The organism is Protofrankia symbiont of Coriaria ruscifolia (assembly GCF_900634745.1).
GTDB classification, from domain to species: Bacteria; Actinomycetota; Actinomycetes; order Frankiales; family Frankiaceae; genus Protofrankia; species Protofrankia californiensis.
In genome coordinates this window covers 1-25,076 of the sequence record NZ_CAAAFR010000111.1, presented here as the reverse complement: position 1 = coordinate 25,076, position 25,076 = coordinate 1, and the positions used below count along the sequence as shown (strand labels likewise).

The following is a 25,076-nucleotide window of genomic DNA, read 5'->3' as shown; positions in this document are numbered from 1 at the left end:
CATCATATTATTTAATCGTGGAAACTTCCGGCGCAGGACACTAGCGGTCTGCCGCTCGACGATCCACGTTCCTGCGGCCGCCCACCCGGCCGCGATGACGGGCACCAGCGCAGGCGGCCAATGAACCGCGTCGATCGCCACGGCCGAGAAACCCACCTGCAGCAGCGTGCGCAGAATCGGGGCGATCTTGGTGTCTTCACGGCCAGGCGCACGCCGGGCCGGACGGTACGGGGCATCCGCATCTCCTCAGGTGACGGGCGCGGTCCAGGCCGCAGCCCACGTGATCGGACCGACGTGGCCGTCAACGGCCAGGCCCTTTTCGTTCTGGAACCGCCGGCACACGTCATCGCTCTGCGGCCCGAACCGCCCGTCGGGCGTGATCGCCCAACCGCGGGCCCTCATCTGCGCCTGCCAGCGGTTCAGGCCCGTCCGATCGGTCGCGGAGTAGAACCCGCTGTGGCTGCGCGGGTCAGGGGAGGGTGGTCCGTACCAATGACCGGCTGGCAGAGGGAACGCCGGGGCGAGGGGAGGCGCTGATACGGCCACCACCGGGACTACTGGTGCCGGTGGTGGTACCGAGAAGATCGCCGCGGCACCCGGGATGACGATGTCCAGGAGTTGTTGAATCCGGACCGGTCCCGGGCAGGTATGGCTGGACAGGTTCCAGTTTGCGAACTGTGAGTGATAGCCGATACCGTGCCCGTTCGGACTGCCGACCAACACCGGCGGGTTGCCGGTGACCCTGCACCAGGTCGCGGTCAGCGTGATGAGCGCGGCAAGTTGGCGGGCACCCCACGGCCGCGACGGATCCCCACCATCCGAGGTCTCGACGCTGTTCGCGTAGGCGTTCGCCGCATAGTTGGCATCAGCCTGCCTGTCCAGCCTCTGCCATTGGAAGGCGACGCCGTCGTACTGGCCATCCCATTCGCCGCCGACGCCGAAGGTGCTCTCGGTTCCGTCGTATCCACCTGCACGGAACATCGACTCTGTCCCGAGCAGGTAGCCGACCATTGTGTGAATGATTAGCACGCGCGGCACAATCGCCGGCTCAGGGTTGTCGGCAGCCAGCGGCCGCCACAGTGTGCCCGGTAGCAACGGTTCCATGGAAACCCCTTTCAGGCGGGGAGCTCACCAGCTCCTGATCGTGATCACGGTGCAGATAAACGCCAACGTGAGCAGGGCTGCGCATAGCACTCGCGCCGGCCCGGTCATGAGACCGCCCAGAGAAACAGGATGACCGCGGCTGATGCCGAGCCGATCAGAAGAGCCGTAGAAGACCACTCGGCTACCACGTCGGCCGCTACCACGTCGGCCGCCAACGGGGTGGCGGATGTCGCAGCGGGCTGCTTGAACATCAAGGCGTCGAGGCGAGCCCGAGGACGGCGGCGCCTTGCTCATGGCGGAGGTCGGCCCACGTGAGACCGTGCCAGCGGCAGACCGAAGCCGGCCGGCCCGGCAGCCATCTGCAGGGGCCAGCCCCACCAGTGGGCGCCCCACCGGTACAAATCCGCCAGCGCCTGGACCTGCGCGTGGGTGAGCGCATCGAGGCCTTCCACGATGGCGGCATACCAGGCCGCGGCTGGACGTCAGCGTGGCGCCCATGGCACCGAGGCCGACGTTTACTGTCAACGGCGTTCGAGCGCGGCCAGGCGCCGATCAGGCGTGCGTAGCTGCAGGCGCCGATCGGGGGAATGGCGCCGACGGTGACCCCGTCGGCGTCGGCGGCCGCCGGGTCCGGTGGGTGGTCGGTGTCGGCCGACCATGCGGCGCCGATTTCCTGGACGCGGTAGAGAGCGTCCACGTCCCGGTAACCGGAGCGGATCCGTAGGCGCACGAGGTCGCCGAGCCAGATGGCGATCTTCACGCCGGCGTTGATGTTGTAAGAGGCTTCGTGACGGCCAGTGAGCCGCCAGGTGATCGTCCGGTTGGTTGCGGGTCCGACGTCGGATTGCGGACCCTCTCGCCACGGGCCATATGCCCACAGCCATCGCGTCATGTGGGGATGACCTTGACAACGAGCTTGTTGTTCGGGTCGGTGTTGTTGTTGTTGTTCACTTCCAGGAAGTGGTCGTCGAGAGCGCCGCCCCAGACGGGGAGTGTGCCGTCGAAGCTGTGGAGATCGACGGGTCGGGTGCGTGTACCGATACGCTCATCGTCGTGCTGAGAAAGCTCGACCTGCGTGGAAGCCTGCCGTCACCGCCACAGTTGCGCAGGCTGCTGCCCCGCGCCGCGCTGGACGTCGACGCCGCGCTGGAAGCGGTCCGTCCTGTCTGCGACGACGTACGCGACCGGGGTGACGCCGCGGTCCTCGACGCCGGGGAGCGTTTCGACGGGGTGCGGCCGGACGCGGTCCGGGTTGCCCCCGACGCGCTCACCGACGCGCTGGACAGCCTCGACGCGCAGGTGCGGGACGCGCTGGAGGAGGCGATCCGGCGAACCCGGCTCGTGCATCGGGCGCAGCGCCGCGAACCGGTGACCGTCGAGGTGACGCCGGGGACCCGGGTGACGGAGCGCTGGATTCCCGTGGAGCGGGTCGGCCTCTACGTGCCGGGCGGACGGGTCGCCTACCCGAGCAGCGTGGTGATGAACGTCGTGCCGGCGCAGGAGGCCGGGGTCGGCTCCCTCGCACTGGCGTCGCCGCCGCAGGCGGAGTTCGGTGGCCTGCCGCATCCGGTGATCCTCGCCGCCTGCGCGCTGCTGGGCGTGGACGAGGTCTACGCCGCGGGCGGAGCCCAGGCGATCGCGATGTTCGCCCATGGGACGTCCAGCTGCCCGGCGGTGGACGTCGTGACCGGACCGGGCAACATCTACGTGACCGCGGCGAAGCGGCTGCTACGCGGCCTGGTCGGGGTGGACGCCGAGGCCGGCCCGACCGAGGTCGCGATCCTCGCCGACGACACCGCGGACCCCGCCCATGTCGCGGCCGACCTGATTGCCCAGGCCGAGCATGATCCGATGGCTGCCTGCCTGCTGGTCACACCGTCGACCGAGCTGCTCGACGCGGTCGAGGCCGAGCTCGGCAAGCAGGTTCCGGTGACCCGCCACCGGGAGCGTGTGCAGACGGCACTGGCCGGTCAGGGTGTGGTGGCCGTGGTCGACGACGTCGACGCGGGCCTGGTGGTGGTCGACGCCTGGGCCGCCGAACACCTGGAGATCCAGACCGTGGACGCCGCCGCCGTCGCTGCCCGGGTCCGCAATGCCGGGGCCGTGTTCGTCGGGACGTGGGCGCCGGTGTCCCTGGGCGACTATCTCGCCGGCTCGAACCACGTCCTGCCGACGGGCGGTACCGCCCGTCACAGCAGCGGTCTTTCGGTGTCGGCGTTCCAACGGCAGGTTCACGTGGTGGAGTGTGACCGCGACGCTCTCACCGAGGTGGCGTCCCGGGTTGCCGCGCTCGGCGGCGCCGAGGACCTCATCGCCCACGTCGACGCGGTGGAGGTGCGTTTGCGATGACCACGACAGGATCAGATCTTGCGGCCGGCGTTCGACCCACGCCCGAGGGCCGTGGACGGTCGGTGCGCTCGCCCACCCTCGACGAGCTGCCGCTGCGTGACGACCTGCGCGGCATGGTGCCCTACGGCGCACCGCAGCTCGACGTCCCGGTGCTGCTCAACACCAACGAGAACCCGTACCCGCCGTCGGCCGGACTGGTGGACGCTCTGGGCAAGGCCGCGACTCTCGCCGCCACCGAGGCCAACCGTTACCCCGACCGCCAGGCCGAGGCGCTGCGCGCGGACCTCGCCTACTACCTGACCCCGGATGCCGGCTTCGGTCTGCGCACCGACCAGGTGTGGGCGGCGAACGGGTCGAACGAGGTGCTCCAGCAGCTGTGCCAGGCGTTCGGCGGGCCGGGCCGGGTCGCGCTCGGATACGAACCCTCGTACTCGATGCACCGGCTCATCGCGGTGGCGACCGCGACCGGATGGGTCGGTGAGCGTCGCGAGCCCGACTTCACCCTCGACCCGTCCGCGGTCGCCGAGGCGATCCACCGGCACCGTCCGTCCCTGGTCTTCCTCACGTCGCCGAACAACCCCACCGGCACCGCGCTGCCGGTGGAGGTGGTGGTGGCCGCGTGCGCGGCGGTCGGCGAGACCGGCACCGGCATGGTGGTCGTGGACGAGGCGTACGCGGAGTTCCGGCGGGCCGGGGTCCCCAGCGCCCTGACCTTGCTGCCGTCCCAGCCGCGGCTTGTGGTCGCCCGGACGATGAGCAAGGCGTTCGCGCTCGCCGGTGCCCGCATCGGCTACCTCGCCGCACACCCGGCTGTGATCGATGCGTTGCAGCTGGTGCGCCTGCCGTACCACCTGTCGACCTTCACGCAGGCGGTTGCGCGCACGGCACTCGCGCACGCCGACGAACTGCTCGCCACGGTCGAGGCGGTGAAGGCGCAGCGTGACCGGCTGGTGGCCGAACTGGCCGGACTCGGCTGCGCGGTGGCACCCAGCGACGCGAACTTCGTCCTGTTCGGCCGGTTCACCGACCAGCGGACGGCGTGGCAGGGGCTGCTCGACGCGGGCGTGCTTGTCCGGGACGTCGGCCTTCCCGGCTGGCTGCGGGTCACCGCCGGTCTGCCAGGCGAGGTCGACACCTTCCTGGCGGCGACCCGCGCGCTGCTGGCCGAGGGGACCGCGACGCTGGCGTCCCCCGCCGATGCGTCCGGTGCCCCGGTGCCCGGGGGCCAGGCGTCCGGGGGCCAGACACCCGGGGGTCAGGTGCCCGGGGGCCAGACGCCCGCCGCTCAACTGCCCGACACCGGGAAGGGATGACGAGGATGGGCCGCACAGCCCGCATAGAGCGCAAGACCTTGGAATCGGATGTCGTCGTCGAACTGGATCTTGATGGGGCGGGTGTGTCGTCGTCGTTCACCGGCGTCCCGTTCTTCGACCACATGGTCAGCCAGCTCGGTAAGCACGGGGGTTTCGATCTCACCGTCCGCACCCGCGGTGACCTGCACATCGACGCCCACCACACGGTCGAGGACACCTCGATCGCCTTTGGCGAGGCGCTGCGCGAGGCACTCGGTGACAAGACCGGGATCCGGCGGTTCGGGGACGCCCTGGTGCCGCTCGACGAGGCGTTGGTGCAGGCGGCGGTGGACCTCTCCGGCCGGCCGTACTGCGTGGTCGTCGAGCCGGAGCTGATCGAGCTCATCGGTACCTACGACACGACGCTGACCCGGCACGTCTTCGAGTCGATCGCCGCGTCGGCGCGGATCGCCCTGCATGTGCGGGTGCTGTCGGGTCGTAACGCCCACCATGTGGTCGAGGCCGAGTTCAAGGCGGTCGCGCGGGCACTGCGGGACGCGGTCGCGCTCGACGGGCGGGTGGCCGGGGTGCCGTCCACCAAGGGCGTGCTGTGACCGGGGATCCACTGTGACCGCAAAGTATGGCGTGGTCGCCGGGCCTGACGTGGTCACTGGACGTGCCGTGACTACCGGGCATGGCCTGATCATCAGGCCTGACGTGGTCACTGGACGTGCCGTGGTCACCGGGCGTGGTGTGATCAGGGGCGTGGTGTGACCGTTCCACGGGTGGTCGTCCTCGACTACGGGTCGGGGAACCTGCGCAGCGCCCAGCGGGCGCTGGCCCGGGTCGGTGCGGAGGTGACCGTGACGGCCGACCTGGCCGCGGCCCGGGCCGCGGACGGTCTGGTGGTACCCGGGGTGGGTGCCTACGCGGCGTGCATGGCGGGGATCGACGCGGCCGGCGCGGCACCGGTCATCCACGAGCGGGTCACCCAGGGGCGTCCGGTCCTCGGGATCTGCGTGGGAATGCAGGTGCTATACACACTCGGGGACGAGCACGGCGTGCGGACCCGCGGGCTCGGCGTGCTCGCCGGGCGGGTACGGCGCCTGGCTGCGCCGGTCCTGCCGCACATGGGCTGGAACACCGTGGCACCGCCGGTCGGGACGGTGCTCTTCGACGGTCTGCCCACGGATACCCGCTTCTACTTCGTCCACTCGTATGCGGCCGAGGCTGAGCCCGAGTCCGGGGACACCGTGGCCGAGCACGGCGAGCCCTTTGCCGCGGCCGTGGAGCGAGGTCCGGTGTGCGCCACCCAGTTCCACCCGGAGAAGTCCGGGGACGCGGGTGCCTACCTGCTCGCCAACTGGCTGCGCACCCTCCGCTGATTCGCAGGCCCTGGGCTTATTCCGCAGGGCTTGCTCCGCAGACCCCGGCTTATTTCGGAGCCTCTGGGCTTGCTCCGGGGACCCCGGGCCCGGGGGTGACGCTGCCGTGCGTCGGGCTGTCCGGTTGATGTGATCAACCGCGCATGCGCGGTACCGGGAAAGGCGCCGGTCTGCCTGCTGCGCGCCTGCCGGCACTGGTTCGATAGTCGGGATGGTGGGGGTGGTGCCCCGTCCCGGAAGGAGCGAGTGTTGGTCCCGTCCCGCCGGGCCTACGGTGGTGCAGGCTGTTTCGACCCCCGCGATCCCGATCTCGTCCGTGACCCGTATCCGGTCTTCGCCGAGCTGCGGGCGGCCGGCCATCCCCTGTGGAGCGAACAGCTCGGGATGTGGCTGGCCGCCAGGTACCGCGATGCCGACGCGGTGGTGCGCCATCGCGCGCTGGGCAGGATCCACCCGCCGAGACAGCCCGAAGACCTGTGGGCGCTGTTCAACCAGCTTGAGTGTGACTCGGTCCTTGGCTGCGAGCCGCCCAAGCACACCCGGTTGCGTGGGCTGCTCGGCAAGGCGTTCCTCCGTAGCAACATCGAGCAGCTGCGTCCACACATCGAGGAGCTGTGCGCGGGCCTCCTGGACGGGCTGGCGGAAAGGAGCCGGGACGGCGAGCGGTTCGACCTGATCGCCGACTACGCCGAACCACTGCCGGTGATGATCATAGCTGAGCTGCTCGGCATTCCGGACGGCGACCGGCACCTGCTGCGCCCGTGGTCGGCGGCCATGATGAAGATGAACGAGTACGGACGAACTCCCGCCGCGGAGGCTGCCGCCCGCGCTGCCGCGGCGGAGTTCGATGCCTTCGTCCGGGAACTCGCGGCACGGCGCCGTCGCGTCCCCCAGGACGATCTGATCACCCATCTGGTTCAGGCGGAGCAGGAGGGGGAGCAGCTCAGCGAGGACGAACTGGTCGCCACGGTTGTGGTGCTGCTCAACGCCGGGCACGAGGCCAGCGTCAACTGTCTCGGCAACGGAATGGTTGCACTGTTGAACCATCCCGACCAGCAGCGGCGTCTGGCCGACCGTCCGGTGGAACTCGCCGCGACCGCGACCGAGGAGTTCCTGCGCTTCGACTCACCGCTGCACCTTTTCGAACGGACCGCGATGGCGGACGTCGAGATCGGTGGAGTCGTCGTCCGGACGGGGGAGCGGATCGCCGCCCTGCTCGGTTCGGCCAACCGGGATCCCGAGGTGTTCGAGCGGGCCGACCAGTTCGACATCGGCCGGGAGCCGAACCCGCACATCGCCTTCGGCGGCGGTGTCCATTTCTGTGTGGGCGCGCCGCTGGCTCGGGTGGAGGTGGCGATCGCCATGCGCTGCCTGATCGAACGCTTCCCGCGCCTGAGGCTGGCGGGCATTCCCGTGCGGCGTCCGGCATTCGTCCAACGCGGCTGGATCCACATCCCGGTCACGGCCTGACATCAGCCGGACAGTTGGTCCCTGTGGACCGGTGTTGGTGGACGTGGACCGTATGGGTAGACATGGACCCATACGGGTGGATGTAGACCGGTATTGATGGATGTGGACTGGTATCGACGGGCGCGGCATGAGTGAAGTTGCATACCGCGCCCGAAATCTCACATCCTGTTGTCTCAGAGTGGGTGGTTGCCTGCGAGCCGGCCGAGGAAGGCGGTGTTGTCGTAGAAGTTCTCGACCTCGACCAGTTTGAGGTCGTCGGTGCATCGGACCACGGTGACACCGAAGATCTCGATGCGTTCGCCGGTCGGGGGCAACCCCTTGTAAGGTCCGCTGAAGGTACCCCAGTGGCGCCACTTGAATGTGATCACGGGTGGCGGTGAGTAGACTTCCAGAACCTCCCAGAAAAAACCGCCGGGAAATGCTTCGTGAAACACGCGGTGGGAGGACTCGAAAGTTTCGTCGTTCGCCGAGTAGTAGGGGTTCTCGCCGATCAGAACGTTGTAGCTACCCTTCTCGGCGAGATCGACGGCAGTGGCCGCGGGGCCGCCGTTCACCCGGACGCGCAACTGGTCGGTGACCATGCTGACCCACTCGGCCGGGTTCTTCTTGTGCGAGAGCTCCATCTCGAACACCTGGACCACGCGCTCGACGATGTCGGCCAAAGAGCCCTCGGTGTGCTGGTGGGTGCGTTCCCGGGGCATCGTCTCCTTCGAACGGCTGTAGTCCGGCGGTGCGCCGTCACGCCACCGCATGCCGGTGGAATCGGCAATGACGGCGTCCCGGCCCCGCACATGCAGTGGCTGTTCCTCTGACGTCTGGTCGCTCACCGCTTCTTCCTCCTGTCACCTGCTCGTCACCGCGACGCGTCGAGCGTCCGGGCGGGCCGAAGGCGGCGCTGTCGTTTTTCTTCTGCGTTGCCGGCGGCCCAAGTCCCGGGCTGCTGGAAAAGTCTTCCGGGATGAACGGACCTGGTGCTGTCGGCCCTCGTGTGCTGCTGTCGCGGCCGGCTTCCGGCCACCATGAAACCGGCCACCATGAAACCGGCCATCGTGAAACCAGCCGCCGTGAAACGGTGAACCCGCTGAAAATTTCGATCCTATTTCAAAGCCGGGCTCTCGACCAATCTAGGCCCCGGGCCGGCTGGTGAGAACAGGGCGAACGTCCCGGATTATCAGGTGCGAAAAGATACCGGATGGATGTGCGCGCCCGGGAACTTCGGCGTCCGGCGGAGGGACCTGTGTACCGTCGCTGGCCCCGCGTGGATCCAGCCCCGTCGGCTCAGCCGCGTCTCAGCCACGTGGGTTCACCGACGACCCCGGCAGCCGGGAGGAGGGATCAGAAGGCGGGTTCCACCTTCATGGTCGATGAGGCCGTGCGCGCGACTCGTCGATCATGCGGAGCAGCTCGGTGTGGTCCGGAGTGGATCTTCGTCATGCTTGTCTGCGCGATCCGGGAATCCGGGTAATCCGGGGCACAACGGGTGTGCCGGGATGTCGCCGGTTGCCGGGGAGCGCCCGAATGACTGATCAGGCTTGACTCTGGGGTCGGCTGCTGATTCCCTCAAACTGTTTCGAGTCGATGGAAGCCGGTGTGAATCCGGCGCGGTCGCGCCACTGTTACCAACGTCGTCCCACGAGGGCGACGCCCGGAAGTCAGACCCATCGCCGGACATGTCCTGCCCGAGTGGAACGCGTGATTCCTGTGGAGGTCCCGTCATGGCACACCCAAGCGTCCTGGACGCCCCGGCCGTTCCCGCGCCGCTGCCGACGATCCCGCTGAGCGAGCTGGCTCCGTTCGCGATCTTCGGGTCGGTTCTGGCGCTGGTCCTGCTCTACTTCGTCGGCGCGGAGCAGGGCGCGATGTCGCTCGTGGGCGGCAGCAACGTCCACGAGTTCGTACACGACGCCCGTCACCTGCTCGGCTTCCCCTGCCACTGAGCGGGCGCGACATGGTTCGCACACTGCTGATCCGCGGGATGCTGGTCGGCGTGGTCGCCGCCGTCCTCGCCTTCGTCGTCGCGAAGATTCTCGGGGAGAGCCAGGTCGGCCACGCGATCGCGTTCGAGTCGGCCCATGAGGTGGCCCAGACCGCTCACGAGCCGGAGCCGGTGTCCCGGACGGTGCAGAGCACGATCGGCCTGTTCACCGGCCTGCTGGTGTTCGGGGTCGCCATTGGTGGGCTGTTCTCCCTCGCCTATGCCTGTGCGCAGGGCCGGCTGGGCGCCCTGCGCGCACGCGCGACCGCGGGCTTGGTGGCCCTTGCCGGCTTCGTGGGGGTGTACCTGCTGCCCGACCTGAAGTACCCGGCCAACCCGCCGGCGGTCGGAAACCCCGACACGCTCGGCGAGCGCACCAGCCTGTACTTCAGCATGATGTTGATCTCGCTGGCCGTGGTCATCAGCGGTTGCGTGGCCGCTCGGCGACTCGCCCCCAGGTTCGGTGGCTGGGATGCGGCGCTGCTGTCGGCGGCGGGCGGCCTGGTGGTCGTCGGCCTTGCGTACTACGTCCTGCCGCGTGTGCACGAGACGCCGGAAGGCTTCCCGGCGGATGTGCTGTGGCGGTTCCGGATCGCTTCGCTGACGATCCATGCGACGGTGTGGGCCACCGTCGGGCTGCTGTTCGGGGCCCTGACAGAACGCGCCAACCGTACCGTCCCGGCTGTGCCGCCGGCCCCCGTGCCAATCTTGGCGGGGGAGCGTCCCATGGCCTCCTCGGGCGGATCGCCGGTCGCCACCGGGGCGTGAGCGCGGGCGAACCGCTGCGCCTCACCCTGGTCAGCCACGCCCGGACCGCTGCCATACGAGCGGCGCGCTTCGGCGTCGATGACGACACCATCGATGACGCCGAAGCGCGCCGGGCCGCGGATGCAGCCGCAGCGCACACGTCACATACACCGCATATACCGCATACGTCCTTCGGGCGGGCGCTGCGTTCCGGGCGGGCCCTGTGCGACCTCTCGTTGCGTACCCGTCAGACAGCCCAGGCGCTGGGGCTGTCGGCCGCGCCAGATCCCGCCCTGCGTGATCTCGACGTCGGGGCCTGGGTAGGACGCTCGCTCGAGGAGATCAGCGCCTCGGACCTGCGTGCCTGGACCGATGACCCGACCGTGGCACCGCACGGCGGCGAGTCCGTCGCGGACCTGGTGAACCGCGTCGGGGGCTGGCTTGCCGCCCGGGTGCCCGAACCGGGAAGCACGATCGTTGTGACGCATCCGGCGGTCGTCCGCGCCGCGCTGGTCACAGCGATGCGATCGCCTCCGGAGGTCTTCTGGCGCATCGACGTCCCACCGCTGTCCACCACCCTCCTGCACGGGCGCCTGACGTCCGGGAGCGCAGGAGGCGTGGTGTGGACCCTGCGGCACGCCTGCCTGCCGCTGTGAAGTCCGGGACCGTCGACCTATGCGTCGTCGCCTGACGACCATGGGCCGCATGGTGCACGTCCCCTGCACGGTGGGACAGGACGGTGTCTGGTGTGCCCACGCCTACGTCGGTCGTGTCGGCTGCAGCGGCAGGGGGGACACCCGCGAAGAGGCGCTGGCGGATCTGCGCGACGCCGTCGTCATGGGTTGCCGAGGATGACGGTGCTCCAAGCGTCGGGCGGCGCAACCCGTGGCCCCCTGGCTGGCCCTGACGATCGTCGGATCTCGCCCTTCGTAGTTGTGAATTCGTGGAGTGATCCGAGGCTCGAGCCGCTGGCGGTATACCCGACTTGTACTGGCTCAAGCGAACGAGTCGTGAAGTTGGATTCAATCTGGATTGAATTGGTCGCGCCGGCCGTGGATCTCTCCGTGATCGGCTCCCTGCGCATCGCTGGTTGGGATCAGGGCGACGGTGAGAGACTGGACTGTGGCGGAGGGACGAGTACTGTTTCGCCGCCGCCGCCGCCGCCTGCCGAGTCAGTTGAGGATCTCCGATGACGGACATGGACCTGCTCGCCACCCTGAACAGCCTGGTCGCCAAGGGCATAAGTGGTGAGGCGCCGACCCGGGACGAGGCCCTGGCCGTCCTGCGCAGTGATGATGACGATCTGATGGATGTCATCGCCGCCGCCTACCGGCTCCGGCGGAGGTACTTCGGTAAGCGCGTCAAGCTGAACTTCCTGGTGAACCTCAAGAGCGGGCTCTGCCCGGAGGACTGTTCCTACTGCTCCCAGCGGCTCGGCTCGGACACGGGAATCTTGAAGTACACCTGGCTGGGGCCCGAGGATGCCGCCGAGACGGCCGGCGCCGGTATCTCCGGTGGTGCCCGCCGGGTGTGCCTGGTCGCGAGCGGTCGCGGGCCGACGGACCGTGACGTCGACCGCGTGGCGGACACGATCAGCGCGATCAAGACCGTGCATCCGGACGTGGAGGTGTGCGCGTGCCTCGGCCTGCTGTCCGACGGGCAGGCCGCGCGGCTGCGGGCGGCCGGCGCGGACGCTTACAACCACAACCTGAACACGGCCGGTGAGAAGTACTCCGACATCTGCACGACGCACACCTATTCCGACCGGGTCGAGACCGTGCGTGAGGCCAAGCATGCCGGCCTCTCGCCCTGCTCGGGCGTCATCGCCGGCATGGGGGAGAGCGACACCGACCTCGTCGATGTCGCCTTCGCGCTGCGTGAGCTCGAGCCGGACTCCATCCCGGTCAACTTTCTCATCCCGTTCGAGGGCACGCCCCTGGGCGCGGAGCGGAACCTCAATCCCCGGCAGTGCCTGCGGATCCTCGCCATGGTCCGGTTCGTCAACCCGACGGCCGAGGTACGGCTCTCAGGCGGCCGGGAGATCCATCTCGGCTCGATGCAGCCCCTCGCCCTCTCGGTGGTGAACTCCATCTTCCTCGGTGACTACCTGACCAGTGAGGGACAGGAGGGCCACCAGGACCTGAGGATGATCGTCGAGGCGGGTTTCACGGTGGAAGGCCTCGCCGACGTCGAGGCCGTCGCGGCGGCCGTGGGCGTGGGCTCGCAGCGGGTCGCGCTGCGTCAGCGCGGCGCGGGCACCGATCTGCCCCCCAACGCCTGACCTCGGGTGATCCCGGGCTGACGCCGGACTTTTCGGACGCCCCGGCCGGAGCCGCAGATAGCCTGAGAATGCTACAGCCGGCGCAGGACGCGGGCGCGGCCGGCCATCGCCCGGGCGACCACGTCGGCACTCGGCGCCATCCGGTCGGAACCATGCGGGCAGCGAACGGGTCGGAAAGCCGGAGTTCAGCTATGTGGCGCTCCAATGGAGCGCGTGGGGCGCACGTGCGCAACGTTCCCTGGCGACCGGGAAGCTGAGCGTGATCATCAAGATATCCAGGACCTGCGACACGCTCGTGTCGTTCACCGCGTGTCAAGGCGGGTGACTCTCGGGCCTGTGGTGTCACAGATCCGGCCCGACCGGTACCAGTTCGGAGATGTGAGGGCAATCTCTGCAGGCATTCCTGCTGGGCGTGCTCACCCGTCAGGCGCGGTTCGCGCGAAACCAGCCGACCATGCCGAGATCAACCGATCCAGAACCTTGTTCGATCGGCCAAGCAGCCACCAATCAGTACGACACCGGCTTCTCAGCGCGGGGCGCCGAGGCATGGCTTATCCTGAGTCGAGCTGCTCTGGCCCTGCTGGTAGGCGCCGCAGACGATCACCGCCACCGGATGCTTGCCGGTCTGATGTAGCAGCACGAGGGTCTTGTCCACGGGCGGCTGGTTGACGCCTGCCGCGTAGTGAATATAGCCGGTTGCGCCGTTGAAGGTGATGCTGCCAGCTCTGAAGAAGGCTTCCATGTCGGTAGGGCGGGCCGTCGGGTTGCCTCCATAGGTGATGTCGGCGACCCGGGAGAGCACATGGAAGGCGTCGTATGCCACTGCCGAGTGTCCGTCCTCGAGCCAGGGGTCCTCGCTCTTGGTCGTGCTTGTGACGAAGGTGTTGTAGTCGTTGACGAAGTTCTTGGTGGCGGAGTCGGCGCGGGCGTCGTCCGTGGGAAGCCGGTGCGCGGAGTAGTAGAGCCGCAGCCACTGCTTGTTGTTGAAGACACCGGTCTGGGAGACGTTGCCGCCGAGCTCGTTGCCGCCGAGCACGGTGACGTCGTGGTGGGTGCAGGTGCCCTGGGTGTCGAAGCTTGTGACGAACGCGGTGAAGTCCTGGGCGCGGCTGGACCAGTAGACGACGGTATCTGGCTGTTCGGATATCTCTTCGCAAACCCGGTTCGCCAGGTTGGTGGTGTCGGTGTAGTTGGAGGTGTCGGGTGGCAGGCCCGTGGGGGCGGTGCTGCCCTGCGTGAAGTTGATCCTCTGGCTCTTGCCTTGGAAGCGGGTCATGAACTGCTCCGCGAGACTTCGGCTGTATAGATCGTCGTAGTCCTCGATGACGAGGGCCTGTTTGGCCGGGACGCATCCGCCGCTGTCACCGTGTCGGGCAATGATGTGTTGTGTGGCGGCGAAGGCCCCTGCGATCGCGGCCTCGCGGCTGTTGAGTGGTGTGACGGGCCAGTAGGACGACTCGCCGAGCATTTCGTTGGCGGTAGCGGTGGTGCCGATGGCCAAGATGTTCGCCTCGTCAAGTACCTTGAGAGCCGCTTTGGTCTCGTTCCTGCTCTGCGCGTAGCCGAGGACACCGATGACCTGTTTGTAGTCGTCGCTGTGATCGGTACGCGGCGTCCAGATGCGGACCTGCTCGACCAGTTCCCGCGCCTTCTGCTCGGCGTCGTGGAAGGCCAGGCCGGTTTCACGGACGTCGACCAGCAGGGGGACCTGGCTACGGTCGGCGTTCGCGTCCTGATTGAGTTTACGCTGCCAAAGGGCGATGCCGCGCAGCTCGGGGATGGTGCCGTCGAAGAGGGTGTCGATGGGGCTGGTTGGGCGGTTCGACACGAAGACCACAATGCTGCGGACAGTCCTGCCACTCCTGAAGAGCGCCACGGCACGCTCGTTCTGCTGCTGGATCGCCGCGACCGCCGCGTCATACCAGCCGGTGGGATCCGTGGCCACCTGGTCGCTGCGCGCTGACGCGGCTACCGGATCGGGGCCGCCGACGCAGCCGTGCGAATCGCGCGACCGCGGCACCGTAAGGGCTGCCATGGCGACCGCCAGCGCGACCGTACCGGCAATCCACGCGATTGTTATCATCCGCCAACTGAACCGGAAGGTCTTCGGCTCCACGAGGCGGATGGGCAGCCCCGGCCGGTTGAAGGACTCGTCGCTGAGCGGCACGAGCACGGGGTTTCCGCTGTTTGGTTCGTGGAGCAGATGACCGGCTGGTCCAAGAGTGACCTCCTGGGGTGGTCCGATTCGGTTGAGCAGGGCATCGGACGGCCGACCGATCGCGATCACCAGGGGTCCCGGCGCATGCGCGCTCTGCTGCATCTCGCAGAATGCGGAAAGGAATCGCTCGGCGCGCAGTACCTTCGCGCGGGTCTGCGCCGCCTCCTCCGGGGGGCTCTGCTCCGGGTCGCGGGGCAGCGGCACCAGTATGACGGGACGGGCCGTGCGGCGGCGCCTCTTGGGCCACAAGCCGCCCGTCGGCGGATCGGACAGGTCCTCTAGCAGGGCCCTCAGCAGTAGCTGTTCCAGTACTACCATCGCCTCTTCGTGGCGGGAGTGTCCGTCCGGCCGCCCTGCCTCGGCCGCCGTGTCTGCCTGCGCTAGGCGGACGACCTGCCGCTGCGACAGGTCGTTCAGCACCCGGAAGACGTTCTCGTCGGTGTTCTCCTGGGCGCCCAACGGCCCTCTCCGCCCACGCCGTCCCGGCAGCCGGATGGGCCGGATGAGCTGATGCGTCTTGCGCCGAGCCCACAGCCACCGGGGCAGGGTCCGCGTCAGGGGCAGCCATACCAGGCTCACCAGCCAGCCGTACACGGGGCTACTCACAGGCGGGGTGTCTCGCCGCTGATCGTCCACAGAAAGGCCGGCAGCCCCCCTTGCTGCACCCGCTTGGCGTAGGCGGAGTCCCGCAAACCCCGCGCGCTCGCATCCGGCCCGGCTCCCTCGCCCTGTTTCTGGATGTCATGGACCACGCCTTTCAGCAGCGTGAACTGCGGGAAGCGATCAGGCGTCATGTGCCGGGGCCTGCCAAAACCGAGCGAATCACCCGCCTGTTCGGTGAGCAGCGGTCCGCCCGACTCCGCATCGAGCTCCGCGTACGGCACCAGCTTCCCGCCCTGGTCGATCGGCTTCCGTAGCGCTTCCACGACCCTGCGGACCCGCTTGTCATACTCGGGTCCGTCGCCCCGCACCTGCAGAACGAACAACGTCGGTTTCGTCATCAAGTAGCTGCGGTCCACCGGCGCTACCGCCGTCGGGAACTCGCGGACGAAGGTTTCCGCCCCCGTGTCGTCCGGGAAGCCATGGAACGCGTCGGGGGGTGGGGGCATGCGTCGCGGGCCGGGGGGCATGGAGTCTCCATCGCGTCGAGAGCTGATCTCCTTAGGTCTGACACCTTATGACTGACTTTCGGGGGAACTTGACCCTCCCCCCAAATCCTCCGAATCATGGAGGCATTGGCTATAAGGAGCAGCCGTGCCAGAGACGAGACGTCGCTATGACCGGGAGTTCCGTGAAGGGGTTGTCCTGGGCGGGTCGGGTGGCAGGCGTTCCGGCAGCCGGCGTCGCTATGACCGGGAGTTCCGTGAAGGGGTTGTCCGGATCGTGCGGAGACAAGCAAGCCGATCGTGCAAATAGCCCGTGACCTGGGCATCAACGAGGGGACGTTGGGGAATTGGGGTGCGCCACGTATGCGGGCTCATCGAAGTTAAGCGGGGTTGAGGCATTCGCGGGCTCGGCGGGTGGTTGCGCAGCGTGTTCGTAGCCGCTGGTTGGCGGGTTGCGGTAGCCGAAGGCGTTGCGGGCGTCGAGTTTGACGACCCGGTTGTAGCCCTCGCTGCCGGCGTTGGTGATCCCGGTGTGCAGGAACGCTTCGATGCATGGCCACCAGGTGCTGATCGTGGTGGCGAGACGTTCGAGTTCGGGGATGCCGGCGTCGGCGCACCAGGTGTAGAACCTGGTGAGCCGGTGGGCGATCACGGTACGGTCGGGGTGGGTGCCGGCGAGAGCGAGCATGGCGCGCAGCTCCTCCTTGCCGATCCAGGCGGCGAGGATGGTCTGTCCGGGTTCGCCGAGGTCGACCAGGGTGTTCCACGGTTTCGTGAGCTGGCGGCCGGCGAGGTTCTCCCGGTTGCGGCGCAGCAGGTTACGGATCTTCCATTCGGGGTCGCTGTCGCGTACGCGTCGGCCTCGTAGCAGGGTGGTGACCCGGCGGCGGATCTCGGCGACGGCGTCGTTCGCTAGCTGCACCAGATGAAAATGGTCGACGATGAGGGTGGCGTGGGACAGGTAGCGGCGGACGGCGGCGGCGAACACGGTACACATATCGATCGCGACGTAGCGGATTCGGTGCCGCCAGGCGACGGGCTGGCTGGCGAGCCGGTAGGCGACGTCGTCGGCGGTGCGGCCCTCGACCTGGCCGAGCATCCCGTGCCCGCCGGCGAGGTCGGTGAACCCGACGTGCCACCGGTCGGCCAGCACCCGGGCCTTCGCCGGCATGGCCACGCCCGCCGGCCCGGCGGGCAGGGGCTCGGGCGTGGGCTCGGTGGGCGTGGGCTCGGTGGGTCCGCTACCAGCCGGTTCGGGGGGCGCCGCCGGTTCGGGGGCGCTGATGGCTCCCCGCCAGCGCGGTCGGCCCCGGCGTGTCTCGTCGATCCCGAGCACCTCGACCGGCGGTGTGGCCGCGCCGGTCAGCGGCGTGGCCGTGTCGCGCACCGCGTCCATGACCGTCGGCCAGGACAGCCCCAGATGCCGCCCGCCGGCCACCACCGTCGCGCAGATCCCGTCGACGACCAGCGTCCCGGCCGCCTCGCGTAGCCGGGCCGTCAGCCGCGCCCGCGGCGGCACCGCCGGCAGCGACTCGGTGAACGACCCCCGCGGACACCCCGGCTCCCGGCAGTACCACCGCCGCTTGACCCAGACCAGCCGCAGCGGGCTGGATCCGCACGGCAGGTCACGCGGCCGGGTCGCCACCACACCTTTGACCCGGTCCGCGAACACCCCGCAGCGCGGGCACGCCCGCGCCGTGTCGTCCGCGGTCTGCAGCCACACCTGCCGTGACCCGTCCGGGAACAGCTCGACGCGCCGGACCTCCAGACCGTCAAGGTCCAGCAGACGTGTCGCGTCATTCGTATGATCGTCCAAGTCCGTAACCCCGTGGCGTCTGGTTGCGTTAGGAACGATCAAGATCGCCGGGGGTTGCGGGCCTTTCTTGTCACGACATGCGGGCGTGCCACATCAGACCACAGAGACTACGACAAGCCAACATCACACACGGTCGCCAGGGTGGGCTGAGATCCCACAGCCCACCCCGATCAACTTCGATGAGCCGGGTTGTCCGGCCGGGAGCAACCTCGGACTCGAACCCCCATAGCGGCCTGGGGACCTGGGTTTCCGGGAGCGCGCCAGAGGCATGATCGCGCTGCTTTTGGCTCTCTGGCCGGGTTATCCCACGAGTTCAATGTCGGTGAACGGTACAAGCTGGGCAGTCAGCCAAGATGAGCAGCCAGTTAACAAGCTCTATGCGGCATGTCGGGCCGGGCGCCTTCGCAAGGCGCGCGTCGGCCGTGTAAAGCGGGCAGTCGAGGCTCTCGGCGAGCGCTACGTAGCAGGTGTCGTAGGGCGTGACGTTGTTCCGGAGCTCGAATGCTCGCCGGAGCAGCGGGCGAGCCGGGTAGCGGGCTAGCGGTAGGGCCATCAGGTCGTCGAGGGCGGCGGAGAAACGGTCTGTGTCGATGTCGCCTGCTCGCCATCGGCGTCGGAGTACCGACGCTGTCTCGACGTCGGCCAGGTCCGGGACGGCGACGTCGCCAGCGCCGAGTAGGACGCCGCGGGCGCGATCGCCGTCCTCGCCGTCCTCGCCGTCCTCGGCGTCGTCGCCGACGGCGTTGGCGAGGATCGAGGCATCCAGGACGATCAACTTAGTCGCGGTCCGCGTCGAGATCGGCGACTGCCTGTTGGAAGCCGACTCGACCGCCCGATCTAGTCGTGATCCGATTGATTACTTCGTCCAGGGTGGGGGTCGTCGCGTGCCGGGTGAGCTGGACCGTCAGGTACTGCTGCAACGACTGGCCCGCGTCGCGGGCTCGTTCCTGCAGCCTGCGGTGGATGTCGTCGGGAAGGTCGCGGACCACGACGGTCGTCATGCATGCATGATGCATGCCCTCAGATCGACTGTGCAGCCCGCCGACCACGACGATCTCAGCTCAGCTCAGCTCGGTGGTGCGGTCAGTGTGACGGGCAACCCGCCACAACCAAGCCATCTGTCACCGGCGGAACAGGTGCGGCATGCCTGCCCGCCGCTTTGAAGGCGTACGGGCCCGGTGCGAAGTCGGCTACCTGCCGGACGATCAGTTGCCGGTGGAGCGGTAGTGGCGCAGGCCGGTACGCCAGGCTGCGGTGGCGAGCGCGAGCAGGGCGGCGGCCACCAGCGGTGAGGCGAAACGGAACAGGGACGGCAGGCCGAGGGGGTCGGGCTTGGCGAGCACGTACAGGGCGGGCTGCCAGTTGAGGAATGCCAGCGGGACGAGAAAGGTCAGCATCCGCATCCCGTCCCGACCGTAGATCGACATCGGGTACTGGGTCAGGAAGCTCCCGCCGTAGGTGACCGCGTTCATCGCCTCCGCGGCCTGCTCGACGACGAACTGGAACGCCGCCCCGGCAATCCAGACTGCGCTGAAGATGCCGATCCCACAGATGATCATAGTAATGACGAGCAGCATGCGGCCGATCGTCCAGTGCACGTCCAGCCCGGCGAGGGACAGTCCGAGGACGCCGACGCCCTGGACGAGGCCACCGAGGCGGCGTGGGGAGAAACCATCCGTGGCGACCTGCACGAGCAGCCCGACCGGCCGGACCAGCATCACGTCGAGACTGCCGTCCCGGATCCGTTCGCCGACCCGGTCCAGCGACCCGAACAGCAGGTTGGACACGGCGAAGGAGGTGCAGGACGTACCGAACAGGAAACCCACTTCGGCGAGGTCGAAGTCGGCCAGCCGCGGCACGCGGGCGAACAGCACACCGATCACCACGATGTCCAGGCCGGTTGCCAGGAACTGCCCGACGGCCAGCAGCAGCACCGAGACGCGGTACTGCCAGGCGACCCGCGTCCAGGCCGCTGCGAACAGCAGGTAGTGCCGTACCGCTTCGTACCGACCGTATCGTTCATGCCGGCCGTATTGTTCATGCCGACTGAATCGGGCCGTCTCGCTGTCAGCCACCCTGGATGACCAGCTTCCGGGTGGCACGGGCGGTGAGCGCACGACCGGACGCAAGGAGCACGGCGGCCCATCCCGCCTGCAACGCGATCGCTGCAAACAGCGACGCACCGGTCCGGTTGCCGAGGAACACGTCCGCCGGTATCTGCATCATCGCGGCGAAGGGCAGCGCCTCGGCAAGGCCACGCAGCGCTCCCGGCATGATTGTCAGAGGTACGGAAATACCGGACAGGAACACCGCGCACAGGGTGTAGGCGCTTTCCAGCCCCCGCTGGTCGAGAAGCCAGAAGCTCGTGAGAGCGATCAGGTAACGCAGTCCGAAACTGACCAGGAAGCCCAGGGCCACGGACACGGCGAACAAGCCCCAGGTGCCGATGACGCCCCCTATGCCACCGGATGCCATGCCTGTGGACGTCGTGCCCGCTGACGTCGGCAGCCGCAGATCGAACAGGAGGGCCGCGACCGCCATGGGCGGCACCCCCCGGATGATCAGCTGGACGGCGGCGCGTCCGCCGTCGTCCGCCAGCCACCACGTCTGGAAGCTCACCGGCCGGGCCATGTCCATCGCCACGGCACCGGAACGGACACGCTCGGGCAGGTCTATGCCACCGCCGAACAGCGCCATCGACGTGATCAGGGCCTGCCCGAGGAAGACGAACGTCACGACACCGCTGGTGTCGTACCCACCGAGGCCGGGTCGCTGGTGCCACACCTGGAGCAGGACGTAGGCGCGGATGATCCCGAACACGGTGTTGGTGAACGCGCCGGCGGTGGTGGCGGCCCGGTAGCCGGCGTACCGGCGGGCGCTGCAGCGGGCAACCGTGAGGTAGGTGGCAACGCTCCCTCTCACCGTGGTGCCGCTGTCATGGCCCCGGCGCCGGTCATCGTCACGCCGGTCGTCGTTGTGCCGGTGGGCGTCGTGCTGCCGGCATCGTGTTCCGTCGTCATGGTGACGCTGCCGTGTCCGACGTTCCGCCCTGCCGGGGGATGGGGCGGCGCCCGCTGGTGCCCGAGGTGTACAGCCGGGCTATGACGTCCTCGATCGCCGGTTCGCGGATGGACAGATCGACCAGCGGATACTGGTCGGCCACGGTGGAGACCAGCGGTGCCGCGCTCGTGCCCGCCGGAAACGCCAGCCACTGGCGCGGTCCGTCCACCCTGACCACCCGGGTACCGGCCACGTCGATCGGTGAGTGCGGTTCGGCCAGATCGACGACCAGGATGCGTTCTCCGCCGATCTGGGCACGCAGGTCGTGCAGCCTTCCGTCGAAGCCCAGCCGGCCATGGTCGATGACGAGTACCCGAGGGCACAGCTGCTCGATGTCGGTCATGTCGTGGGTGGTGAGCACAATGGTGGTCCCGCGTTCACGGTTGAGTGCGGCGAGGAATCCGCGTACGGCGGCCTTGGAGACGACGTCGAGACCGATCGTCGGCTCGTCCAGATACACGATCTCGGGGTCGTGCAGCAGCGCGGCCGTGAGATCGCCGCGCATGCGCTGGCCGAGCGAAAGCTGCCGGACGGGAGTTTCGAGGAAGGGGGCCAGCTGCAACAGGTCGACGAAATGGTCGAGGTTCTCGCGGAATCTGTCCGGCGGTATTCGATAAATATGACGGAGGAGGTCGAAGCTGTCCCGTAACGGCAGATCCCACCACAATGTCGTTCGCTGCCCGAACACCACTCCCAGACGACGTGCCAGCTCCATGCGCTGGCGGGACGGATCAAGGCCGCAGACGCGGATGCGTCCGGCGCTGGGCACCAGGATCCCGATCAGCATCTTGATGGTCGTGGACTTCCCGGCGCCGTTCGGCCCCAGATAGCCGACCATCTCCCCGGCGTTGATCCGGAAGGTCAGGTCGGCCACGGCGGGAACGTCCACCCGTTCACGGCGCAGCCGGCCGGCCCGGCGGCGCAGAACAAAGGTTTTCCCGACGCCGTCCATCTCGATGACGGGCTTCGCGTTCTCAATGACGAGCCCCGCGTTCGCCGGCGGGACGGCCACGCAGGCCTGGCCGTCCGGCGCGGATGCCGCCGGTGGGAACGCAGTGGTCATAACTGATCATCATAGCGTCACCGCTGCCTTGCGCTCGACGACGGTCACAGCCGTAGCGGCGTGCTACATTTGTCGCATGGTTACCTTGGTGCCGTCCCGGGAGCTTCGCAACGACACACGCGGCCTCCTCCGCCGCGTCGAGGCCGGCGAAGAAATGGTCATCACCGTTGACGGTCGCCCGGTCGCGCGGCTTGCCACGGTGAACCGGCGTCCTCGATTTATCGGTCGTGAGGAGTTCGTGCGCAGGTTCCTCGGCCGGCAGGCCGACCCGGGCCTGCGAGCCGACCTCGATGAGCTGGCCGGCGACACCACGGACGACCTGCCGCCGCTGTGACCGAAGCCGGAATCGCCGACACCTCGGTCTTCATCGCGCAGGAGTCGGGACGGGCGCTGAATGTGGATGCGCTGCCGGATGCTTTGGCGGTTTCCATTGTCACTGTCGCCGAGTTACGGGCCGGTGTGCTGGCCGCGACGGACCTCGCCACGCGCGACAGTCGGCTGATCACCTTGCAACAGGCGTTGGACCTCGATCCGCTGCCGATCGACGATGCCGTAGCCCAGGCATGGGCTCGGCTTCGGCTGGAACTACGCAACTCCGGCCGCCGGATGAAGGTCAATGACGCGTGGATCGCCGCCACCGCGCTCGCGTACGACCTCACCTTGGTGAGCCAGGACTCGGACTATGAGGGTGTCCCGGGTCTGAAGGTCATCCGGGTCTGAAGAACGTGTTCGAGAATCATTGCTCGCCGGAACCGTCGTGCCCGCTTGTTCGCGGCGCATCCACCCCGATGCCACTCGCTGAGGGGACGCCCTGTTCCCGGTCGTGCTGAAGGTTTTCTCGCCTCCGTCCATGTCGAGGACGTCCACGGGCCGTATGGGAAGGGCCTTGATGGCGACCTTTGACGGTTTCGGCGGATTCGGGTGGAAAATCACGAAATATGATCTTTCGACGTGGCCTACTTCCGACCTACCCCACCGTAGATCCAGACGTTGCGGTAGCCCTTGGGGCGTTTGCCATCCGGCCGCCATGTCGGCACCTGCACGAGACCCGGGTCCACCAGCGTGCAGCCGTTGAAGAATGCGGTGATATCGGGATGACTGCGCACGGTGAGGGGTGAGACGGCAGTCTCATACGCCATGGTGACCTGGGTCGCTGTTTCGGGTCGCAGGTCACCCGTAGCGTGCGACAGCGCCAGATAGCTGCCCGCAGGCAGCGCATCGAGCAGAGTCCGCACGATGCCGGCGGGGTCCTCCTCATCGCGGATGAAGTGCAGAACGGCCACGAGGAGCAGGGCCACGGGTTCGGTGAAATCGATCAGATGCCGGACACGGGGATGGTCCAGGATCTCGTGTGGTTCCCGCAGGTCCGCCAGCGCGACCGCGGTCCGGCCGGTGCCGGTCAGCAGCGCGTTGGCGTGCACGTGGACGATGGGTACCACCCCTGGGTTACACACATCAATCGTGAAGCTTCAGCCCGGCCGCTGCGTGCCTCGGCATCGCCGCCACCGGATTGGTCTTTTCTGCCGTCGGGTGCGCTGATGACCGCGTGACTACGCCGCGTCGCGAAGCAGGTTGAACAGGTAAGTTCCCGCGCTTCCGACCAGGGCGAGTAGACGGGTGTTCGCGATCCATGCGCAGTCACTCAGGGCGCCATCTACCCGCATCATTGCCTCGCAGGATTGGCGAGGCGCGTGCCAGATCCGCACCGACCGGTCGTTGCCGGCGCTGGCGATCCAGGTGCCGTCGGGTGCCACCGCCACCGCGTTCACCCGGTCGGTGTGGCCGGTGAGGATGCGCCGGACGGCGGGGTCGGGCCGGTCCGGAAGTGGCCAGTGGTTGACCAGGCGGGGCCGGGGCATGGCGACCTGGGCGGCAATGGCTTGTGTTTCCCAGCCAGGCTCCTCGTGGAGCCGGCTGTGTAGTACGTCCATCACGCAGCGGGCCGGGGTCGTGGGCGTGAGCAGGTGCGCGGCCCGGGACAATCCACCCCGCAACGTCGCCGCCCTGCTGGTGGGCACCTGGGAGAGGTCTGCATAGGGCGCGGTCGGCCCGAAGCGTTGAAGCCTGGCGCCGACCCACCGCAGATCACCCGCGACCGCGTCCGCCTGCTCAACCCGACCCGCCTCAAGCAGGTGCTGAACGAGATGGTCCCAGAGGTAGGGCTGGGTCTCGTCGAGGTCCCACCAAGCCACTCGCGGGTTAGGCGCCCCCTCGGTCAGCGGCCCTGCGCCGGGCAGTCCGGCAGCTACCGCATCGAGCAGCGTCCCGTTGAGTGTGGCGAGACGATCCGGTCCCAACTGCGCACGGAGATAGTCCCGCACCACGTCATGCAGAAAGACCACACCGCGGTCGGCGTCCAGAGACACGAGCGACAACTGATCCATCTGCCGGCACAGCTGCCGTCCCCGCGTCGGGTCCACTCCCGCGGTCGCCTGCCACAGCAGAAGGAGCAGCCCGACTGGCACAGCCTCATCCTCAGCGAAGATCCCCAACTCGGCCAGCCGTTGCGCACCCTGGCCCGGCAGCAGGCTGGTACCAGCCTCGATCGTCGTGCGCACCGCCCGCGCACGCTGCACCGAATCGTTCAGGTTCAGCCCTGCGGGCACCTCGTTGAGATCGTCGACTGCGCCCGGACCAGCCGTATGTAGCCGCTGCAGCACCTCCCGCCCGGCCTCTGATACCTCCTGTCCCGTCCCGACCGCACCAGCGAGCAGCCGGTTGACCAGCCGCAACAGCAACGGCCACCTGCCCGTCGCTGCCAACAACCCCGCCGCCACCGGCTCCACCAGCGGCGGGTCAAGCTCCCACGTCAACACCCGTCTCGCCTGCTCCGGCGACATCTGGTCCACCCGCACCGCACCACCCGGCAACACCGCAGGCATCCGTGTCGTGACCAGCCGCGCACAGCGATGTCCGCCGATCAGGAACGGTTCCAGCTGTTCGGCCTCCCACACATCGTCGATCACCAACAGCATTGCCGGCTGCTCGTTTAACAGCCGTCCCAGATGCGCGCCCGCCAACCGCGGGTCCTGGAACGTCGTGTCATCTTTGAAGACGAACTGGATCGTCGCGCACACCTTCGCCGCCACCGCCGCCGGCCCCCCGCACATCCCGGCCCACCGTCACCAGGTAGATCCGACCCCGGAACCGGCGGCGAACCCGGCGATCAGCACACACCACCTCGGCCAACGTCGTCTTCCCGAACCCGCC

At 68.3% G+C, this 25,076-nt stretch carries 26 protein-coding genes; 13 read left to right on the top strand and 13 right to left on the bottom strand.

Annotated elements, in window-relative coordinates; all coding sequences use genetic code 11:
- Window positions 1–246 precede the first annotated feature (246 nt).
- Complete coding sequence (locus tag CV1CTNOD_RS13680; RefSeq protein WP_207386423.1) at window positions 247–1,104, bottom strand: peptidoglycan-binding domain-containing protein; 858 nt, start codon at window positions 1,102–1,104, stop codon at window positions 247–249.
- A 250-nt stretch (window positions 1,105–1,354) separates the two neighbouring features.
- Entirely contained in the window at window positions 1,355–1,996 is a 642-nt protein-coding gene (locus CV1CTNOD_RS13675) for a hypothetical protein (RefSeq protein WP_131786478.1), read from the bottom strand.
- A gap of 161 nt (window positions 1,997–2,157) precedes the next feature.
- On the opposite strand from CV1CTNOD_RS13675, the gene hisD reads away from it, so the two are divergent.
- From hisD to CV1CTNOD_RS13650, 6 genes are all read left to right on the top strand, one after another.
- A complete protein-coding gene (hisD, locus tag CV1CTNOD_RS13670; RefSeq protein WP_207386425.1) occupies window positions 2,158–3,453 on the top strand; it encodes a histidinol dehydrogenase in 1,296 nt (431 codons plus the stop codon).
- Window positions 3,450–4,766, top strand: coding sequence for a histidinol-phosphate transaminase (locus CV1CTNOD_RS13665; RefSeq protein WP_242606667.1), 1,317 nt, complete (start codon window positions 3,450–3,452; stop codon window positions 4,764–4,766). Before hisD ends, CV1CTNOD_RS13665 begins: the two co-directional genes overlap by 4 nt.
- Before the next feature lie 5 nt (window positions 4,767–4,771).
- Window positions 4,772–5,359, top strand: coding sequence for an imidazoleglycerol-phosphate dehydratase HisB (hisB, locus tag CV1CTNOD_RS13660; protein WP_131786477.1), 588 nt, complete (start codon window positions 4,772–4,774; stop codon window positions 5,357–5,359).
- A 13-nt stretch (window positions 5,360–5,372) separates the two neighbouring features.
- Window positions 5,373–5,519 (top strand): hypothetical protein, encoded by a 147-nt coding sequence (locus tag CV1CTNOD_RS24750; protein WP_165485500.1) that lies wholly within the window; start codon window positions 5,373–5,375, stop codon window positions 5,517–5,519.
- Complete coding sequence (gene hisH / locus CV1CTNOD_RS13655; protein WP_131786476.1) at window positions 5,516–6,130, top strand: imidazole glycerol phosphate synthase subunit HisH; 615 nt, start codon at window positions 5,516–5,518, stop codon at window positions 6,128–6,130. The genes CV1CTNOD_RS24750 and hisH overlap by 4 nt, the downstream gene beginning before the upstream one ends.
- 246 nt (window positions 6,131–6,376) lie before the next feature.
- Window positions 6,377–7,600, top strand: a complete 1,224-nt coding sequence (locus CV1CTNOD_RS13650; RefSeq protein ID WP_242606666.1) for a cytochrome P450 — start codon at window positions 6,377–6,379, stop codon at window positions 7,598–7,600.
- A 173-nt stretch (window positions 7,601–7,773) separates the two neighbouring features.
- Here CV1CTNOD_RS13650 and CV1CTNOD_RS13645 read toward each other — a convergent pair whose 3' ends face one another.
- Complete coding sequence (locus CV1CTNOD_RS13645) at window positions 7,774–8,352, bottom strand: ester cyclase (RefSeq protein ID WP_131786483.1); 579 nt, start codon at window positions 8,350–8,352, stop codon at window positions 7,774–7,776.
- A gap of 963 nt (window positions 8,353–9,315) precedes the next feature.
- On the opposite strand from CV1CTNOD_RS13645, the gene CV1CTNOD_RS13640 reads away from it, so the two are divergent.
- The 5 genes from CV1CTNOD_RS13640 to bioB all read left to right on the top strand — a co-directional run bounded on the left by CV1CTNOD_RS13640 (window position 9,316) and on the right by bioB (window position 12,603).
- Complete coding sequence (locus CV1CTNOD_RS13640; RefSeq protein ID WP_131786475.1) at window positions 9,316–9,537, top strand: CbtB domain-containing protein; 222 nt, start codon at window positions 9,316–9,318, stop codon at window positions 9,535–9,537.
- An 11-nt stretch (window positions 9,538–9,548) separates the two neighbouring features.
- A complete protein-coding gene (locus CV1CTNOD_RS13635) occupies window positions 9,549–10,343 on the top strand; it encodes a CbtA family protein (protein WP_131786474.1) in 795 nt (264 codons plus the stop codon).
- Window positions 10,340–10,978 (top strand): histidine phosphatase family protein, encoded by a 639-nt coding sequence (locus tag CV1CTNOD_RS13630; protein WP_165485499.1) that lies wholly within the window; start codon window positions 10,340–10,342, stop codon window positions 10,976–10,978. The genes CV1CTNOD_RS13635 and CV1CTNOD_RS13630 overlap by 4 nt, the downstream gene beginning before the upstream one ends.
- A 19-nt stretch (window positions 10,979–10,997) precedes the next feature.
- Window positions 10,998–11,177, top strand: coding sequence for a type II toxin-antitoxin system HicB family antitoxin (locus CV1CTNOD_RS13625; RefSeq protein WP_131786473.1), 180 nt, complete (start codon window positions 10,998–11,000; stop codon window positions 11,175–11,177).
- A 343-nt stretch (window positions 11,178–11,520) separates the two neighbouring features.
- Window positions 11,521–12,603, top strand: a complete 1,083-nt coding sequence (bioB, locus tag CV1CTNOD_RS13620) for a biotin synthase BioB (protein WP_131786481.1) — start codon at window positions 11,521–11,523, stop codon at window positions 12,601–12,603.
- A gap of 526 nt (window positions 12,604–13,129) precedes the next feature.
- On the opposite strand, the gene CV1CTNOD_RS13615 is transcribed toward bioB, so the two are convergent.
- The 8 genes from CV1CTNOD_RS13615 to CV1CTNOD_RS13580 form a co-directional block, all read right to left on the bottom strand.
- Entirely contained in the window at window positions 13,130–15,427 is a 2,298-nt protein-coding gene (locus CV1CTNOD_RS13615; RefSeq protein WP_131786472.1) for an ABC transporter substrate-binding protein, read from the bottom strand.
- The gene (locus tag CV1CTNOD_RS13610; RefSeq protein WP_131786471.1) at window positions 15,424–15,951 is read right to left on the bottom strand and encodes a hypothetical protein; all 528 of its coding nucleotides are present in this window, start codon (window positions 15,949–15,951) and stop codon (window positions 15,424–15,426) included. The genes CV1CTNOD_RS13615 and CV1CTNOD_RS13610 overlap by 4 nt, the downstream gene beginning before the upstream one ends.
- 301 nt (window positions 15,952–16,252) lie before the next feature.
- Window positions 16,253–17,743 carry a transposase gene (locus CV1CTNOD_RS13605; protein WP_207386421.1) on the bottom strand — a complete coding sequence of 497 codons (1,491 nt, stop codon included), beginning with the start codon at window positions 17,741–17,743 and terminating at the stop codon, window positions 16,253–16,255.
- 313 nt (window positions 17,744–18,056) lie between these two features.
- Window positions 18,057–18,518, bottom strand: a complete 462-nt coding sequence (locus CV1CTNOD_RS13600; protein ID WP_131786470.1) for a type II toxin-antitoxin system VapC family toxin — start codon at window positions 18,516–18,518, stop codon at window positions 18,057–18,059.
- A gap of 1 nt (window position 18,519) precedes the next feature.
- Window positions 18,520–18,744, bottom strand: coding sequence for a FitA-like ribbon-helix-helix domain-containing protein (locus CV1CTNOD_RS13595; RefSeq protein WP_207386420.1), 225 nt, complete (start codon window positions 18,742–18,744; stop codon window positions 18,520–18,522).
- Between the two features lie 204 nt (window positions 18,745–18,948).
- Window positions 18,949–19,818, bottom strand: a complete 870-nt coding sequence (locus CV1CTNOD_RS13590; protein WP_242606665.1) for an ABC transporter permease — start codon at window positions 19,816–19,818, stop codon at window positions 18,949–18,951.
- Window positions 19,811–20,665 carry an ABC transporter permease gene (locus tag CV1CTNOD_RS13585; RefSeq protein WP_131786468.1) on the bottom strand — a complete coding sequence of 285 codons (855 nt, stop codon included), beginning with the start codon at window positions 20,663–20,665 and terminating at the stop codon, window positions 19,811–19,813. The genes CV1CTNOD_RS13590 and CV1CTNOD_RS13585 overlap by 8 nt, the downstream gene beginning before the upstream one ends.
- Before the next feature lie 94 nt (window positions 20,666–20,759).
- Window positions 20,760–21,755, bottom strand: a complete 996-nt coding sequence (locus CV1CTNOD_RS13580; RefSeq protein ID WP_242606668.1) for an ABC transporter ATP-binding protein — start codon at window positions 21,753–21,755, stop codon at window positions 20,760–20,762.
- Window positions 21,756–21,942: 187 nt separating this feature from the next.
- Between CV1CTNOD_RS13580 and CV1CTNOD_RS13575 the strand changes: the two genes are divergently transcribed.
- A complete protein-coding gene (locus CV1CTNOD_RS13575) occupies window positions 21,943–22,200 on the top strand; it encodes a type II toxin-antitoxin system Phd/YefM family antitoxin (RefSeq protein ID WP_131786466.1) in 258 nt (85 codons plus the stop codon).
- Window positions 22,197–22,586, top strand: a complete 390-nt coding sequence (locus tag CV1CTNOD_RS13570) for a type II toxin-antitoxin system VapC family toxin (RefSeq protein WP_207386419.1) — start codon at window positions 22,197–22,199, stop codon at window positions 22,584–22,586. Before CV1CTNOD_RS13575 ends, CV1CTNOD_RS13570 begins: the two co-directional genes overlap by 4 nt.
- A gap of 236 nt (window positions 22,587–22,822) precedes the next feature.
- Here CV1CTNOD_RS13570 and CV1CTNOD_RS13565 read toward each other — a convergent pair whose 3' ends face one another.
- Window positions 22,823–23,320 (bottom strand): SAM-dependent methyltransferase, encoded by a 498-nt coding sequence (locus tag CV1CTNOD_RS13565; RefSeq protein WP_207386418.1) that lies wholly within the window; start codon window positions 23,318–23,320, stop codon window positions 22,823–22,825.
- Window positions 23,321–23,416: 96 nt separating this feature from the next.
- Window positions 23,417–24,886: a hypothetical protein gene (locus tag CV1CTNOD_RS13560; protein WP_242606664.1), complete on the bottom strand. Its 1,470-nt coding sequence runs from the start codon at window positions 24,884–24,886 to the stop codon at window positions 23,417–23,419.
- Between the last annotated feature and the right edge of the window lie 190 nt (window positions 24,887–25,076).

What these genes read in the sequence shown, in the direction of transcription:
- CV1CTNOD_RS13625 (WP_131786473.1), top strand. Translation starts at nt 10,998, where the DNA reads ATGCGTCGTCGCCTGACGACCATGGGCCGCATGGTGCACGTCCCCTGC.
- bioB (WP_131786481.1), top strand. Translation starts at nt 11,521, where the DNA reads ATGGACCTGCTCGCCACCCTGAACAGCCTGGTCGCCAAGGGCATAAGT.
- CV1CTNOD_RS13680 (WP_207386423.1), bottom strand. Translation starts at nt 1,104, where the DNA reads ATGGAACCGTTGCTACCGGGCACACTGTGGCGGCCGCTGGCTGCCGAC.
- CV1CTNOD_RS13610 (WP_131786471.1), bottom strand. Translation starts at nt 15,951, where the DNA reads ATGCCCCCCGGCCCGCGACGCATGCCCCCACCCCCCGACGCGTTCCAT.
- CV1CTNOD_RS13640 (WP_131786475.1), top strand. Translation starts at nt 9,316, where the DNA reads ATGGCACACCCAAGCGTCCTGGACGCCCCGGCCGTTCCCGCGCCGCTG.
- CV1CTNOD_RS13595 (WP_207386420.1), bottom strand. Translation starts at nt 18,744, where the DNA reads ATGACGACCGTCGTGGTCCGCGACCTTCCCGACGACATCCACCGCAGG.
- hisB (WP_131786477.1), top strand. Translation starts at nt 4,772, where the DNA reads ATGGGCCGCACAGCCCGCATAGAGCGCAAGACCTTGGAATCGGATGTC.
- CV1CTNOD_RS13635 (WP_131786474.1), top strand. Translation starts at nt 9,549, where the DNA reads ATGGTTCGCACACTGCTGATCCGCGGGATGCTGGTCGGCGTGGTCGCC.
- CV1CTNOD_RS13665 (WP_242606667.1), top strand. Translation starts at nt 3,450, where the DNA reads ATGACCACGACAGGATCAGATCTTGCGGCCGGCGTTCGACCCACGCCC.
- CV1CTNOD_RS13580 (WP_242606668.1), bottom strand. Translation starts at nt 21,755, where the DNA reads ATGGACGGCGTCGGGAAAACCTTTGTTCTGCGCCGCCGGGCCGGCCGG.
- CV1CTNOD_RS13675 (WP_131786478.1), bottom strand. Translation starts at nt 1,996, where the DNA reads ATGACGCGATGGCTGTGGGCATATGGCCCGTGGCGAGAGGGTCCGCAA.
- CV1CTNOD_RS13645 (WP_131786483.1), bottom strand. Translation starts at nt 8,352, where the DNA reads ATGCGGTGGCGTGACGGCGCACCGCCGGACTACAGCCGTTCGAAGGAG.
- CV1CTNOD_RS13575 (WP_131786466.1), top strand. Translation starts at nt 21,943, where the DNA reads ATGGTTACCTTGGTGCCGTCCCGGGAGCTTCGCAACGACACACGCGGC.